Genomic DNA, 15,019 nt, shown 5'->3' with positions numbered 1-15,019 from the left:
AACGTCCGCCCACCGCCGCCAAGGGTTGGGACGTCGCTTCACACTCCCACTCCTCTTGGCGTGCTCTCTGAACCCAATCAACAGTTCGCTCATCGCCACAGCGTTGGTCCCAGCTTCTGCTGCGGTGGGTGTGACTCCGGGCAGTGGTGCGATCCTGATCTCCTCGTTGTACGTGACAACGGCCATCGCTCTGCCTGCCGCCGGCAGGGTCGCTGAGATCATCGGTCCGCGCCGTGTCTTCCTGTCGGGCTTTCCGCTGGTCATCTGCGGGGGCATCGTCGGCGCAACTGCGAGTTCATTGGCGGCCCTGATCGTGGCGCGGGTGATCATTGGCCTCGGTACGTCGACCGCGTTTCCGAGCGCGATGATGCTCGTGGCACGTCGCGCGGAGGCGCTGAGCTTGACCGGACCTCCCTCGCGGACGGTGGGCGCGCTGCAGGTGGCAGCCTTTGCGACGGCTGCTCTCGGACTTCCCCTGGGTGGCGTCTTGACTCACTACGCAGGTTGGCGGTCGGTGTTCGTGATCAACGTGCCCCTTGGAACGCTGGCGTTGCTCGCGGCGATCCGTTGGATCCCGCAATACGATCGATGCACGCCATTGCTCCGCGTACCCAAGATCGCCTCCAAGATCGGCGGGAGCGGACTGGCACTGTTCGCTGGCGCCTTGGCGTCGATGCTCATCTTCGCCCAGTCGCTTCCCGAGCCAGACTGGCGGTGGTTGGCCGCGGGTTCTTTGCTTGCCGTGCTGCACGTCCGTCGCGAACTGCGGTCGTCACGTCCTTTCATCGACATCAGGCTCCTCGTGGCCAACGCCGCGCTCACGCGAACCTACCTGCGCTTTGGGCTAGTGACTCTCGGAGGCTCACTCCTGACGATTGGACTCCCGATGTGGCTCCAAGCGGGGCACGGGTACACCGCATCAACGGCTGGGATCTTGTTGCTGCCGGTGATGGTCCTCTCGGGGATGGCAATAATGGGCGTTTCGGCAGGTGGGGCGGTCCGCGGGTCTGCCGTGATCGCGGGGTTGGCGATGTTGGCATCGGGCGCCCTGATGTGGGTCTTGCCGGCTCACCCCACCGCTGCGGTGGTGCTCGGAGCGACGGTCCTCGGGGGCCTATCGCTGGGAGCGGGTATCGGTGGGAACCAGATTGCGCTCTATGCCCAGGCCAGCAGCGACGCGCTCGGGTCTGCCTCGGGCCTCTTCAGATCGTTCGGTGCCGTCGCCTCCATCACTGCTGCGGCGGTCGTGGGCGTGGTGAACCGGCATGAAGTGACGGACAAGGGACTGCGTGCCACGTCCGTCTTGGTGACCGTCCTGAGCCTCTGTTTGGCCGCCCTGACGGTCCTGGACTGGGCAAAGCTCGGACAGGTGAGTCGCTCTAGGACCGCTTGAGCATCCCCAAGTTGCTTACGGAAGCTCGTTCGAGCCGGCATGCACTCGGGTTTGACAGTGAGTCGGGCACGGAGGCCCGAATTTCAACTACCACATTGAGATTGGAGATGGGCTGGCCGCGCGGCCGCCTGCGATCACTATGACCATGTTTGACCTTCCGCTCGAGGAACTACAGACCTATCGCGGGCGGGCTCCAGAGCCGCAGGACTTCCTGCAGTTCTGGAAGGACGAGATCGCAGCCTCGCGTGCGTTCGTCGATGCACCAGAGTTCGTCCCGACTACCAACGGGTTGAGCCTCGTCGACACTTACGACGTGACCTTCTCGGGAGCAGACGGGACTGCGGTCAAGGGTTGGCTCAACGTTCCGGCGGGCGCCGCTGCCCCCCTGCCTGTCGTTATCCAGTACCGCGGGTACACAAGCGGACGCGGGTTCCCCTTGGACAACACCCTGTGGGCTCAGGCCGGCTACGCCCATTTCATCATGGATACGCGGAGCCAAGGACATGCATCTGGTGGTCCCGATGGGACCGTGGATGACAGTCCCCACACAGCGTTGAACCGTCTCCCCGGACTGATGACGTCCGGTATCGGTGACCCAGAGACCTACTACTTCCGCCGCCTCTACATCGACGCGTTCCGTGCGGTAGAGGCGATGCGGTCGTCGCCGTTGGTCGACCCGGCGCGGGTGATCGTGACGGGCATCAGCCAGGGGGGCGGCCTGGCGATTGCTGCGAGTGCGCTTTCTGCGCTTGCCGGCGCGGGTGTGCTCGGTTGTGCGCCGGACGTGCCATTGCTGTCGGACTTCGGCCGCGCACTCGCCATCACCGACACCGGGCCGTACGGAGAGATCGTGAAGTTCCTCAACGGGTACCGCGACATGGTGGAGCAGGTGCATCGCACACTCTCCTACTTCGACGTGGTCAACCTGGGCCGATTCGCTCAGGCTCCTAGCCTCTTCTCGGTCGGGCTTATGGACCGGACCTGCCCGCCGTCGACTGTCTTCGCTGCTTACAACAACTACGGGGCTCGATCCGGTCTTCAAGACCAGACAGAGAAGGACATCAACGTCTACGCCTACAACGCCCACGAAGGTGGACAGTCGTACCAGGTCATGGCACAGCTGAAGTGGGCGGCGGAAATCCTTCAGGGCGACCCCGCGAAATGACACATTCCAAACAGGCCACTTGTACCGAAAGGCGAACCGCGAGGTCCGTTAGTTGACCATCTTGGTAGACTGTTCTGGTGCTGCGGAGCGCCGTAGGCATCTGGTACTCGATCGTAGGATTACGGCAGGAGGATCTTGTGGGACAGGCACTAGACGCAGTCGAACGGATGTTCAGCGCGTTCACCTCGGGTGACGAGCAGGCAACCTTGGCGAGCTTTACCGATGACACGCTGCTGAATGCTCCTGGTGTTCTTCTCAGGGGCCCCGCGGCAGTCACCGAGTACATGATCGGCTGGGCTGCGGCGTTTCCGGGCCGGACAATCGAGAAGCACCTGACGCTGGAGAACGACACGCTTGTTGCCCAGCGGATCACGTTTTCGGGGATTCAGTCCAAGGACCTGGTGTACGCGGGTGTCTCGATCCCTGCCACGAACCGGCTCTACGTGGGTGGCGCAGCCGAGGTGTTCAGAGTCGAGGACGGCAAGGTCGCCGAGCAGCACCTGTACTTCGACCAGGTGGAGCTTCTTGGTCACCTGGGGTTGCTTGGCGACGTGGAGGGCGTGCTCGGCGCGCCACAGCTTCCGACGCGAGGCAATTGATCAGGTCGGTATCAGCCGTCCGCCGATGACGTCCGGGTGGCTCTGCGTCTGAAAGGGACGAACAATGCACACAGCTCGTCAGCTCGCTGCGGACCAGTTCACGGTCGAGATCGCCGGAGCGCCGGCAACGCGCGAGGAACTCTTCGTCGAGATGGGTCCCCTTCACCGGCTCGGCGTCGTGATCCACGATCCGTTCGGTATCGTCGGCGCCTCCTACATCCTGCAACTGGCCATCAGCGCGTATTACGATGCACGCCCGACTCGACGATCGCGCGAGCACCCGACCTATCCTGATGTCTACGCTTTCCATGTTGGTGGCCGCCATGGGGACCTGTCTGCCTACGACGTCTTCCCGTCGCGGAAAGAGGTTTTCGTCGAGAACGACCCGGTCCAGATACTGGGGGCGCTCAATGATCGCGGGATCACCCACCTCGTGGTCCCAGATCGGCCCGTGGGCGAGGTTCAGCACCTCTTCAAGGAGCCTGAGCAAGCAAGGGACCGCATGGTCGCTGCTTGGGCCTACTCGCCGGACGGGCGGACCGCCGACGCTGACGTCGCCATCACGGGCCTTGACCGGCTGGTCGAGGTCAACACCAAGATGTGCCTTCAGCACGACGACGCCGGGGCTGAGCGGCTCGAGGCGCAGGCGATGCGCGGCGAGCTCTACGTGCCGGAAGGTGAGGTCGCGCATTTTCCTCCGCTCCGGCTTGAGGAGGTCCCTGAGGCCGATCGCAACCGCATCTGGAAGGGCCGAGAGAACCTTCGTACGGCAACAGGATGGACGGAGACGTATCGCCGAATCGACGTCAGCGACGCGATCAGAATGCTGCACCGTGGCAACGCGCCCGCATTGGCGGAGTCATCCGTCTGACGGCGCGCCTTTGTGATGTGCCCGGATCAGACGGCGTCCATATGACCGATAGGGGGTCGTAGGCCCACCTCCCGATGACCCCGGGCGGTGCACCGACGATCACGCGGTGACCCTCCCTCTCGCCGGACAGTCAGCCTGTCCCGGTTGCGGCGCTCATCCCGCTCAAGACGTGGGCGGAGCGACAACCGCTGAAGTCGGCTAGTGCCCGCGACAGTGCCAGCATGACCCTTGGCATCGGTAGAATCGCAGCTATCCGGGGCGAGCCGAAGGCCTGAGCCGGGACGACTGCCACGCGGGCCGGGTCGAGGATGTGCTCGGCCAGCTCAGGAGACGTTGCGATGAGTCGGCGCCGTGCTCGCGGCCGAGAGGTCGCTTGACGAACGGATGGGCGTTGACGTGTCCGCCCTGCGTCGCGCACGCACTCGATCCGTCCATCATCGAGCATCGGCCCGATGCGGCGTCGCCGCCTCCGAAGGGCGGTCTGCATCTGCGTCGCCGCGGTGAGTTCCCTCGTCAGCCCGGCCAGTGGCGCACGCTGAGGGACATGGGCGACATTCGACGTGGTGTGTGACTGGAGGTTCGTGGCGGAGCGATGAGATCCGCCGGGCCGATCGTCCAGCCCAACGGCCATCCTGGCAAAGGGCTTCGCGACGCCGCTGACAACCACTGTTGGATGGGTGAACTCAGGGCAGACTTCCGGCAGGGAACGAGTGTCGAGGCCGCTGTAGACCAGGGGCTTGTAGGTCTCGTCGGTGACCACCTGGGAGCCCTTCGCGTGGATCCACTCGTCGAGCTGGCGGGTTCGTCAGTCGCTTAGACAGCGCCCGTGACGTTGGAGGACGACAGGAAGAGCACGACCTTCGTGCGGGGCCCACGCCGCATGGCGCTGATCGACCGCGACCTTGAAGCCGTTGGTCTCGTACGTGTGGACGACCGTCGGCTCCGAAGCCGATCACCGCTCGCACCAGTGCGAGGCACGTCGCCCTGTCAGGGGCGGGGAAGGGTGCGGTCCAACAGTGAGAGGACGAGGACAGCGCCAGCGACCACAACCATCGCCGCGGCGATCGTCATCATTCCCGCGTTCGTCACGTCGTCGGTGTAAGCGATGCTGGCGACCGCCGAGGACGAGATCGCACCCAGGGCAGCAAACGACCGCAGAAGGCCTGAAGCCGTTCCGAAATTCGCGGTGGCCGCTTGGTGGTAGAGAGCCAGTTGGTTACCGGTGCCGCCCGCACCCAGCGCCAGTCCGGTCAGAACCGCGATGATCGGCGTGAGCCACGGCCATGCGGAGCTGGGAAGCGCCAGTGCCAGGGCCCCGGCCGCCAGGCTCGAGTACGCCGCCCAGACGAGTGGCCCGCGAACCATGTTGGCCCGAGATAGTGGGACAGTGGCGACGATGGACACCAGCATGGTGGGCATGAGGAACATACTCGCCTCCAGCGCACTCAGGTCACGAACTACTTGGAGCCATTGAGGCAGGCCGAGGAACACCACATAGCCGCTGAAGTTGATGAGCGCATACCTGACGTATGTCCTGGTGAGTGCGAGTTCGCGGATCATCAGACGTAGGTCCAGAAACGGTCTGCGGGCGCGCAACTCCCACCAAGCCTCAACAACCCACAGGGTGAGACTGAGCCAGAGCAGTGGCCATCGGGGCGAGGGAAAGGTGTCGACGAAGATCATTAGTGCTGTCATCGCGCCGGCAAAGCCAATCAGACCCGGCAAGTCCAGGTCCGACATGAACTCGCGGACTCCCCGGCGATCGGCTTCGGAGGCCGCATCGCGGGGCAGCCATCGCAGCGCGGCCAGAAGCGAGATGAGACCCAGTGGCATGTTGACGAGGAACACCCATCGCCATCCGCCCCACTCGACAAGCAGCCCGCCGAGCGGGAGGCCGATGGATGCGCTGGCGAAGCCAGCGACCTGGAGCATTCCCAGGACCCCTCCAGGCGGGCGCTCCAGCCCGGCGACCCTCGCTCGACGTCTGACGATGAGCATCGCCGAGGGAAAGGCGCAGGAGGTGCCGATCCCGATCAGCACGCGACTGAGCATCAGTCCCACCAAAGTTGCCGAGAATCCTCCGAGCAGTCCGCCGGTGATCACGAGGGCTGTGCCGGAGGTGAACACCCGCCGCGGCCCGAGGAGCTCTGCAACCTTGCCAGCCGCGGGCTGGGCGATGGAGGTGGTGATGTAGAGGGCTGACACCAGTACGGCGGTTCGCCCCACAGAAACCTGCATGTCGACTGAGATTGGCACCAACGCGACGGCGATCATCGAGTTGTTGATCGGATTGAGCGTTGAGGCGAGGAACAGCGGAAGCTGAAACCGCCATCCGAATTGTTGGTCGATCAGGGGCTCGGACTTCGCGGGGATCTGCTGCATGGCTCCTTCCATTGGGCGGGCAGCGTCGTGTACGCGGCAATCCACGTACGCGCAATCCACGTACCCGGGTGGTGCGAGGGCGATCGAGCGCTCTGACCGAAGTGGGACGAAGGTGCTCAATAGCGGTCCGAGGTTCGCTGCGACCGGCGACGCGCGGGTGCGGTGTCGGTAATCGAGTCCAATCATTCGCAATACGGAACCCTAGTGCATTGACCCCCGCCTGGGAAGGATCGTGGACTCGCGGCTGGCGCACTGCCGCATAGTGCGCCGCGGCGCCGGGTGACGGCGCGTCCCGTGGTGGTAGACGATGAACGATGTAAGACGCCATCGATTCGATAACGGGTAACCTGGGACGATAATCGGCCATCTCGGCTGCCCGTGTGGGCCGCCCCGAACAGGAAGGCATCGACATGAAGGTCAACCTCGGAGAACTGTCCCTGGAGAGTCCCGACTTCCTGCATGGCGGCCGGCTGCCGGCGACCACCTCGGGCGAGGCCGGCGTCCTGCCGACGCTGAGGTGGAGCGGCGTTCCGGGCGACATCACGTCGTTCGCGGTCATCGTCGAAGACAGAGATGCGCCACTGATTGACGGCTTCGTGCACTGGGTTGCGTACGGCGTGCCGGCCTCGGCTCGGGGATTGGGCGCGACAGAGCAGGACGCCTATGGCCTGGGTGTCACTGACATGGGAACCCGTGCGTTCGTTCCTGTAGGTCCGCCGCCGGGACACGGCGACCACTACTACCACTTCCACCTGTATGCCATCGCCGGCGAACCGCCCGTGCGACCGGGTATGAGCGCGGCCGAGCTCCGAGCTGTCATCTCCGAATACGTGGTGGCGCAGGCCCGCATCGTCGGCGTCTTCGGTGGCGAGGCCTGAGTGCATCGGGTCCGAGCACCTGGCGCTGGCTGGCGCAGGGGCCTCCGCCCTCGGCGGCCGTTCTGACAGTTCGGCGACGCCGGGCTGACGTATTCTGAAACCTTTGACTACCTATTGACGCACCGTGGACCTCGGCCTAATCTCGTCTCACCAACTTTCGCACCCACTAGGTCGATTATCGGACCTGGGATGGGAATGGGGGAGTAGTCTCGATCACAACACCGCTCGCTGTGAGGCGGTGGCTGTTGGCCGAATCCCTACCGGCAAGCCGACTAGTGGAGCTTCGGCCAGAGTGGCCGCACCGGTGGGGCACCCAGGACATATCAGGATGGATTCAATGGCAATGCACATCAGCGTGGATCTGGGCTCATGCCAGGGGCACGGACTCTGCTACTTCGAATCAGAGGAACTCTTCGCCCTCCGTGACCCCGACGGCAAGTCGATCGTCCAGGTCGACCCGGTGCCCGAGCGGCTGGCGCCGGTTGCTCGTCGCTCGGTGGATGTGTGCCCCGAACGAGCCATCCGGTTGCTCGACGATGCAGAAGGAAGCCGATCCTGATGACGGAGAAGAACACCAACCTGCGACAGGCCGCGATGGACATGCTCCAGGCTACGAAGTTCCGCCTGACCATCCACGGCGACCAAGTCGACGCGGCCGACGGCGCGACGTACGACCTCATCGACCCCGCGACCGAGGCCTATCTCGCCTCAGCGCCAGCTGCCAGCGTCGCCGATGTCGACCGCGCGGTCGAGTCCGCAGCGAAGGCCTTCGAGCCGTGGCGACACCTGCCCCTGCAGACCAGGGTCAAATACGTCCGCGACGCCATCGATGCCATCCAGGAGCACAGCGAGGAGCTGGCACTCTTGGACGCTCTCGACTCAGGCAACCCCATCGCCTCGATGCGCATCGACGCCGCGATCGTGCGGGAGAAGATCGTCGCGGCCCTCGACTGGGCAACGGCCCTCCGCGGCGAGGTCGTTCCCGGCATTCCGGACCACCTCCACTACACCGAATACGAGCCCTACGGCGTCGTCGCCCGAATCACCCCCTTCAACCACCCCCTCCTGGTCACCGCCCATTCGCTGATCCCGCTGATCGTCGGGAACACCGTGGTGGTGAAGACGCCGGACCAGGCTCCGCTGTCGGGCCTGCGCATCGGAGAGATTCTCTCGGACATCCTGCCCCCGGGCGTCTTCAATGTGCTGAGCGGGATCGGCCCCGTCGCGGGAGATGCTTTGGTGAGGCACAGGAAGGTCCGCCGCATCGCCTTCACTGGCAGCGTGGCGATCGGCCAGACCATCCTGCGCTCGGCGGCGGAGACCGGTGTCAAGCGGGTCTCGCTCGAACTGGGTGGAAAGAACGCCCTCATTATTTTCCCCGACGCAGACATCCCGGCTGCGGCTGCGGCCGCCGTGCGCGGCATGAGCTTCCGCACCGCCGGTCAGTCCTGTGCGTCGACCTCCCGCCTCCTCGTGCACGAGTCCGTGGTCGAGGAGGTCATTGCGCGGGTCAAGGCGGACGCAGAGTCCTATCAGATCGGTGATCCCCTGGATGAGGAGACCCAGATGGGCACCGTGATCTCGCAGGCGCAGTACGAGAAGGTGCTCCGCTACATCGAGCTCGGGCAGTCGCAAGGTGGGCAGCTCGTCACGGGTGGCGGCCGGCCCAACGACGCGCCTGAGAAGGGTTACTACGTCTCGCCGACCGTCCTTCGGAACATCGAGCCGGACAACCAGCTCGCTCGTGAAGAGGTGTTCGGACCGGTGCTGTCGGTGATGACCTTCCGCGACGAGGAAGAAGCGATCAAGATCGCCAACGACTCCGACCTCGGGCTCACTTCGAGCCTGTGGAGCGGCGATCTGGCGCGGGCGCAGCGTATGGCCCGCAAGATCGAGGCGGGCTACGTCTGGATCAACACCGGACCGGCCCTGTACGCGGGCATGCCATTCGGCGGCTTCAAGAACTCGGGCCTTGAGCGCGCTGAGGATATCGAGGAGCTGTATTCCTACATGCAGGTCAAGTCGATCAACGTCCGCCTGGGTTCGTGACCGGCTGCAGACCCTCGGGGTTTGCGAGTGGCGTGGGCGGATCAGGGCTCAGTTGGCTTTTAGATTCTTGGACAAAGGAGTGGCAGTAGATGAAGACGTTCGAGTTTGACCACCACAGCGAGGGCTTCCAGGACTCGCGCTGGGAGACGTATCGCGAGATGCGCGACAAGTGTCCCGTGGCCCATTCGTCCACCTACGACGATGGCTTCTGGACGGTTGCGCGGTACGACGACGTGTTCGAGGTCTTCCGTGACAACAGCACGTTCTCGTCCAACCAGCAGGTGATCATCCCCAAGGTGCCGGGGTATCCGAAGCTGGTGCCGATGGAGAGCGACTCCCCGGACCTCGAGCGTTACCGGGGAGCGCTGTATCCCCACTACTCGCCCAAGGCGGTCAAGGCCCTCGAGCCGATCATCGAGGCTTACGTCAAGGAGTTGCTGACGGCGATCCTGCCGACAGGAGAGTGCGAGATGGTCGAGGCGTTCTGCGAGCCGCTTCCCTGTCGTGTCACGCTCGCGATGCTGGGCCTGGACATCGACTATCACCTGCTTGCTGAGCCGCTGCATGCCGTCTCCTACGCGGAGCCCGGCACCGAGGAGCACGCGAAGGGTGCACTTGGAGTCGCCGAGGCGTACAAGTCCATCGAAGCCGAGATCGACGCGCGGATCGAGAATCCCGGGGACGACATGATCTCGCAGCTCCTTACCTACAAGGACGACGAGGGATGGTCCCCTAGCCGTGATGAGGTCCTGAGCATGACGCGGATGACCCTCAGCGGGGGATTTGACACGGTCTTTGCTGCCCTCAGTTCGATCCTCGTTCTTCTGGACGAGCGCCGGGACCTCCGGGCCCAGCTGATCGACGAGCCCGAGCTCATTCCGACCGCGATCGAGGAGTTCCTTCGGTTCAACTCCCCGGTCCAGGGACTGGCGCGTACGGTCACGAAGGCCTGCACGGTCGGCGACCAGCCGCTCGAGCCCGGCCAGGTCGTCTTCGCCCTGGGAGCCAGTGCCAACCGTGACGAGCGGGTGTTCGAGAACCCCGACGAGCTGGTCCTGGACCGCACCCCGAACCGGCACATGTCGTTCGGAATCGGTCCCCACCGGTGCCTCGGCGCTGCCATCGCCAGGGCCGAGCTCCGCATCGCGCTGTCGGCGATCCTCACGAACATGCCTGACTACGAGGTTGTCAAGGAGGGCGTTGAGTACCCGCGATCCATCGGCATCATCGCTGGTGTGACGCGAGTCCCGATCCGATTCACGCCGCGTGACCACATGGTGGGCTGAGGTGCACCTGGCACATCCGATTTGGTCAGACCAGGAGCAGTCATGACGGAACCGTTGGTGGTCGTCGGTGGGTCCGTTGCCGGCGTGAATGCGGCGGAGGGCGCGCGTCGAGCCGGTTGGACGGGAGACATCTGCCTTCTCGAGGCGCAGGCAGCCGCGCCGTATGACCGGCCGCCGCTGTCCAAGCAGCTACTGGCAGGCGAGTGGCAGCCGGAGCAGATCCATCTCAGGCCAGAGGCCTTCTGGAAGGAGATGGAAATCTACGTCCGCGCTGGCGTTCACGTGGACCGGCTGGAACAAGATGAGGACCTCCTAGTGACGCGTGAGGGGGAGCGCATCCCCTTCTCGGGTTTGGTCGTTGCAACCGGCTGTTCCGCGAGAACACTGGGCACCATCCCTCTGGGGCCACGAGTCTTCAGCCTCCGAACGCTTGAGGACTCGCTTCGCCTTCAGGACGCGCTGCAAGCAGCGCGTTCTGTGGTGATCGTCGGCGGAGGCTTCATCGGTCTGGAGGTGGCGGCGCACTGCGCCAAAGGCGGGCTCACCGTCGCTGTCGTCGACGTCGATCCGCTTCCGCTGCAGAGCCGCATCGGGGAGGTCGGTGCCTCGAAGCTCCTCGACGTCCATGCCGGAGCAGGGGTCGAGTTCTACAGCGGCCGGACGGTAGCGGCGTCAGCGGAGACCGACGAGGGCTTGCGAGTCGAGCTCAGCGACGGCGCAGTGATCGATGCGGATATCGCACTTGTCTGCGTGGGGGTCGTGCCGGATGTGGCCTGGCTTAACGGGTCGGGGATTGCCGTTGATCGCGGAGTCGTGTGCGACGAGATGCTGGGTACGACTCGGGAACGGGTGTACGCAGCGGGTGATCTCGCATCGTGGCTGAATCCGACGTTCGCGGGTGAGCGGATGCGAGTGGAGCACTGGACGACGGCTCGCGAGCAGGGCATCGCGGCCGGCGCGAATGTCTCCCTCGATCTTCTGGCCAGGACTGGGGACCGTGAGGCTTTCGCTCACGTTCCCTACGTGTGGTCGGACCAGTATCAGCACAAGATCCAGATCGTCGGCTCTTTCACTGGAAGCGATGAGATCCATGTGGAGGAGAGCGATGGCGACGCACTCGTCCTGAGCTACCACCGTGCGGGTGAGCTTCGTGGGGCTTTCTGCCTCAACAGTGTGCGCCAAGCCATGCGCTTCAGGCGGACGGTCCGCGCAGCGGTCGTGTCCTGAGATGCGTCGCGAAGTGCAGCGTGTGTCGTGACCATCTCCGCCGTCCCCCGGATCGAGGATCTGCGGTCCGATGAGATCTGGGCCGAAGGGCACCGCAGTCCCGGATGGTCCCATTCGGGAATCGCTGTGTCGGCCGAGGGGAGCATCGTCTTCGCCCACCCGGAAGGCTGCCGTCTCGTTGTGGTCGACCGTGCGGGCAGCACGACGTTCGCCAGTACGCCACTTCTGGAGATGCACTGCATCCGTTCCGCTCTGCTGGACGACGCCGAGGTTCTCTGGATCGCTGACCCGGGCGAGAAGCTCCTCCCCGGGGACTTCGCCAGCTACCGCGGACCTCATTACGAGTCGTTCGAGCGCCTGGCCGCGCCGAACTATCGACCGGTCACGTCGCCGGGGCGCGTGGTGGCGCTGTCGTCGACGGGCGCGATCGCTGCCGAACTGCACCTGCCCGCTGGTGACGGCCCCGAACCGCAGAGCCATTGGAGCCCCACCGCAGTCGCAGTCGACCCGCAGAACCGATCGGTATGGGTGGCCGACGGGTACGGGTCCTCGCTGGTCCACCAGTTCAGTCCCCACGGACAGTTGCTCCAGACTCTTGACGGCGCCGAGAGCGGCATCGCCTTCAAGGTCCCTCACGACGTCCAGGTCCATGACTCCGGAGACGGTCCCGAGGTCCTCGTCGCGGACAGGCGTAACCAGCGAGTCGTGGCCCTTTCGGCAGACGGCGCATATCGCCGGAGCATTGGCGAGGGCTTCCTCAACAGCCCGTCGGGCCTCGCCTGGTCGGGCGACCTGATGTTCGTCACCGAGTTGTCGGGCGACATCGTGGTCTTGCGGAGTGAGCGTGTGATCGGCCGGATCGGTCGTGCTCCTCGTCCCAGGGAATCGGACGGCTGGCCAAACGTCCGCGGTGTGCGCGGTCAGCTCCGGCGCCCCTCGATCTCCAGCGGTTGTTTCAACAGCCCCCACGGCATCGCCACCTCTGCTGACAACCTATATGTCACGGAGTGGATGATCGGGGGCCGAGTCTCCCGGCTGAGCATCGACGACGTCCGGTCCGCCTTCTGAGGCACCAGCTGCTCGGTTGGCGGGCGAGAGTGTCACCCATCCTTGGCAGCCGCGGGGTGCGAACAGTCAGGCCATGCGAACGGACGGTGTGCTCGCCTTTTGCTACAGGGGCCGATAGACTCCGAATAACGGAGGCGTGCGGTCGTATAACGAAAGTGGAGTGCGATGATTGGATCGTATGATTGGCCGAAGGACTTCCGCAGTTGGCCACCGTCGGACGAGACCGTGAGGTGCCCGTTCGGCTACTTCGACACCCTGCGGGAGAAGGCGCCAGTCCATCGTTTCGCAGAGGAAAGTCAGTTCGGTGTCCCGCTGTACGTGGTCTCCCGGTGGGAGGACTGTGTCGACGTGCTGATGCGGCCCGGAGTGTTCTCGAACGACGTGGGCTTCGAGGGCGATTCCAGTGGTGGAGGTTCCGGTCACAGCCAGTTCCTGGGCTTCGACGACGTCCGCAAGCCGCCGGTCGATCCCGAGGCGGTGTCGAACTACGAGCCGACCGATATCTTCTTCTCTGACGGAGCTGACCACCGTGTCAAGCGATCTTGGCTATGGCCATTCGTCTCGAAGGAGTCCTTGGAGGCTGCGCGGCCGCTGATCGAGCTCGAGGTGTCGCGCCTTATCGACACCTTCGCCGACGACGGTTTCTGCGACTTCCGTCCTCAGTTCTCTGACGTGATGTCGATGAAGGTGGTTCGCGAGGTCCTTGGACTACCGGCTGCTGCCGACAAGCTCGTCAAGCGCCTGTCAGAGGCCTTTGAGGAGAACGACAACAACCCCCACCGCACCGAGGAGATGATCGAGGAGCTCCGGGAGGCGTGGATGGACGTCCAGGAGTTGGTCGCGGATGTGATTCGCGACAGGGCTGCCTCGCCGGTCGAGTCCGACTACGTCTCGAGGCTGGTCGACATGCAGGTGGCTCGCGATGGCCGGCTTGATGTGAACGTCCTGAGCAAGCAGTTGTCCATGACCCTGTTCGGCGCTGAGCATGCGATGGGTGGACACCTCGCCGACATCGTCGGGCGGCTGGCTCGCGACCCTGATCTGCAGGACCGCGTCCGGCGAGACCGATCGCTGGTCAGGGCGGTGTCGCTGGAGTGCCTGCGCATCGAGACTCCGGTTCCATGGATGTTCCGGAGGTGCGTTCAGGACACGACTGTCGGAGGTGTCGAGGTCCCGGCCGGCTCAGCGGTCCTCGTCGCGATGGTTGCTGGGAACCACGATCCGTCCGTCTTCCCGAGCCCTGCCATGTTCGACGTCGATCGGCCGAATGTCGCTTCCGATCACCTGAGCCTCGGGCGCGGTGTGCACCGCTGCGTCGGTGCGGGGATGGCGGCCTTGCAGGTCGAGGTAACGATCAACGCGCTGCTCGACCGTCTGAGCAACATTCGTCTGGTCGAGGCGGAGAGCGATCTGGTGCCAGTCCTGAGCTTCGGGTTCCGCGTACCGCGGAGGGTCTGTATCGCCTTTGACGGTCGATCTGACATGTGACCAGCGGCGTCGACGGACGAGGCGGGGGTCGGCGCTGGCCGACTCCCGCCTCGTCCGTCGACGCCGTGTTGCCCGGGCTGCCGATCGTCGGCGCTGGGCTGCCACTCCGTGGCGCCTGGTTCGCACATCCGCATGGATGCCCCTTTACGGCGCCTCGCCTTTCGACTAGAATCCGAATATCGGGTTCAAGTGTTCAGATAAAGGCCACCGCCGAGAGGTTGACCCGGAGCGGTGGTGGGAGATCTGGATGACATGCCTGAGGGCAAGGGTGTGTCAGGCAAGGGAGACCGCCCGCAAGTGACGACGTGGAAGGCTCGCGACCATGAGTGAGTTGAAGAAGATCGAGGCGACTGTCGACAAGATCGCGTGTGTGGGGACAGCGATGTGCCGGTCGGTCGCTCCCGAGGCATTCCTTCAGGACCCTGACGGCCTCACCAGCGTAGGGGACGTGTCGCTTCATGACCTCGAGACACTTCTCGACGCGGCAGAGTCCTGCCCTGTCTCGGCGATCAAGCTCTTCGACGCTGCCACCGGTGACGTGATCGCCTACTAGCGGTCCCGCGACCTCGTGTCTCGGCGAACTTGAACGCTGGCCACCGCTGGGCCGCGTGAG

13 protein-coding genes are annotated in these 15,019 nt (G+C 64.6%); 12 read left to right on the top strand and 1 reads right to left on the bottom strand.

Features of this window, described 5'->3' with window-relative positions; translation table 11 throughout:
• From ACYQ1K_RS15990 to ACYQ1K_RS15975, 4 genes are all read left to right on the top strand, one after another.
• The coding region (locus ACYQ1K_RS15990) for an MFS transporter (protein WP_459984106.1) at window positions 1-1,393 on the top strand (1,393 nt) is incomplete at its 5' end.
• Between the two features lie 145 nt (window positions 1,394-1,538).
• A complete protein-coding gene (locus ACYQ1K_RS15985) occupies window positions 1,539-2,558 on the top strand; it encodes an acetylxylan esterase (RefSeq protein WP_459984105.1) in 1,020 nt (339 codons plus the stop codon).
• A 77-nt stretch (window positions 2,559-2,635) separates the two neighbouring features.
• Entirely contained in the window at window positions 2,636-3,157 is a 522-nt protein-coding gene (locus ACYQ1K_RS15980) for a nuclear transport factor 2 family protein (protein WP_459984104.1), read from the top strand.
• A 64-nt stretch (window positions 3,158-3,221) separates the two neighbouring features.
• The gene (locus ACYQ1K_RS15975; protein ID WP_459984103.1) at window positions 3,222-4,028 is read left to right on the top strand and encodes a hypothetical protein; all 807 of its coding nucleotides are present in this window, start codon (window positions 3,222-3,224) and stop codon (window positions 4,026-4,028) included.
• A 987-nt stretch (window positions 4,029-5,015) separates the two neighbouring features.
• On the opposite strand, the gene ACYQ1K_RS15970 is transcribed toward ACYQ1K_RS15975, so the two are convergent.
• Window positions 5,016-6,410 carry an MFS transporter gene (locus tag ACYQ1K_RS15970; RefSeq protein ID WP_459984102.1) on the bottom strand — a complete coding sequence of 465 codons (1,395 nt, stop codon included), beginning with the start codon at window positions 6,408-6,410 and terminating at the stop codon, window positions 5,016-5,018.
• Between the two features lie 410 nt (window positions 6,411-6,820).
• Here ACYQ1K_RS15970 and ACYQ1K_RS15965 point away from each other — a divergent pair, with 410 nt between their 5' ends.
• The 8 genes from ACYQ1K_RS15965 to ACYQ1K_RS15930 all read left to right on the top strand — a co-directional run bounded on the left by ACYQ1K_RS15965 (window position 6,821) and on the right by ACYQ1K_RS15930 (window position 14,959).
• A complete protein-coding gene (locus ACYQ1K_RS15965) occupies window positions 6,821-7,288 on the top strand; it encodes a YbhB/YbcL family Raf kinase inhibitor-like protein (RefSeq protein ID WP_459984101.1) in 468 nt (155 codons plus the stop codon).
• Window positions 7,289-7,625: 337 nt separating this feature from the next.
• A complete protein-coding gene (locus ACYQ1K_RS15960; protein ID WP_459984100.1) occupies window positions 7,626-7,847 on the top strand; it encodes a ferredoxin in 222 nt (73 codons plus the stop codon).
• The gene (locus tag ACYQ1K_RS15955) at window positions 7,847-9,337 is read left to right on the top strand and encodes an aldehyde dehydrogenase family protein (protein WP_459984099.1); all 1,491 of its coding nucleotides are present in this window, start codon (window positions 7,847-7,849) and stop codon (window positions 9,335-9,337) included. The genes ACYQ1K_RS15960 and ACYQ1K_RS15955 overlap by 1 nt, the downstream gene beginning before the upstream one ends.
• Window positions 9,338-9,426: 89 nt before the next feature.
• A complete protein-coding gene (locus ACYQ1K_RS15950) occupies window positions 9,427-10,623 on the top strand; it encodes a cytochrome P450 (protein ID WP_459984098.1) in 1,197 nt (398 codons plus the stop codon).
• Window positions 10,624-10,680: 57 nt separating this feature from the next.
• A complete protein-coding gene (locus ACYQ1K_RS15945) occupies window positions 10,681-11,850 on the top strand; it encodes an NAD(P)/FAD-dependent oxidoreductase (RefSeq protein WP_459984097.1) in 1,170 nt (389 codons plus the stop codon).
• Between the two features lie 27 nt (window positions 11,851-11,877).
• A complete protein-coding gene (locus tag ACYQ1K_RS15940) occupies window positions 11,878-12,918 on the top strand; it encodes an NHL repeat-containing protein (RefSeq protein WP_459984096.1) in 1,041 nt (346 codons plus the stop codon).
• Window positions 12,919-13,143: 225 nt separating this feature from the next.
• On the top strand, window positions 13,144-14,406 hold the full coding sequence (locus ACYQ1K_RS15935; protein WP_459984095.1) for a cytochrome P450: 1,263 nt from the start codon (window positions 13,144-13,146) through the stop codon (window positions 14,404-14,406).
• 322 nt (window positions 14,407-14,728) lie between these two features.
• Window positions 14,729-14,959 carry a ferredoxin gene (locus ACYQ1K_RS15930; RefSeq protein ID WP_459984094.1) on the top strand — a complete coding sequence of 77 codons (231 nt, stop codon included), beginning with the start codon at window positions 14,729-14,731 and terminating at the stop codon, window positions 14,957-14,959.
• Window positions 14,960-15,019: the final 60 nt, after the last annotated feature.

The sequence above is a fragment of the Nocardioides sp. AN3 genome (genome assembly GCF_054653495.1).
This window is presented reverse-complemented; position numbering and strand designations above follow the sequence as displayed.

Bases quoted from the DNA above. Each gene is read 5' to 3' on its own strand.
- ACYQ1K_RS15985 (WP_459984105.1), top strand. From the start codon at position 1,539: ATGTTTGACCTTCCGCTCGAGGAACTACAGACCTATCGCGGGCGGGCT.
- ACYQ1K_RS15975 (WP_459984103.1), top strand. From the start codon at position 3,222: ATGCACACAGCTCGTCAGCTCGCTGCGGACCAGTTCACGGTCGAGATC.
- ACYQ1K_RS15970 (WP_459984102.1), bottom strand. From the start codon at position 6,410: ATGCAGCAGATCCCCGCGAAGTCCGAGCCCCTGATCGACCAACAATTC.
- ACYQ1K_RS15965 (WP_459984101.1), top strand. From the start codon at position 6,821: ATGAAGGTCAACCTCGGAGAACTGTCCCTGGAGAGTCCCGACTTCCTG.
- ACYQ1K_RS15960 (WP_459984100.1), top strand. From the start codon at position 7,626: ATGGCAATGCACATCAGCGTGGATCTGGGCTCATGCCAGGGGCACGGA.
- ACYQ1K_RS15955 (WP_459984099.1), top strand. From the start codon at position 7,847: ATGACGGAGAAGAACACCAACCTGCGACAGGCCGCGATGGACATGCTC.
- ACYQ1K_RS15950 (WP_459984098.1), top strand. From the start codon at position 9,427: ATGAAGACGTTCGAGTTTGACCACCACAGCGAGGGCTTCCAGGACTCG.
- ACYQ1K_RS15930 (WP_459984094.1), top strand. From the start codon at position 14,729: ATGAGTGAGTTGAAGAAGATCGAGGCGACTGTCGACAAGATCGCGTGT.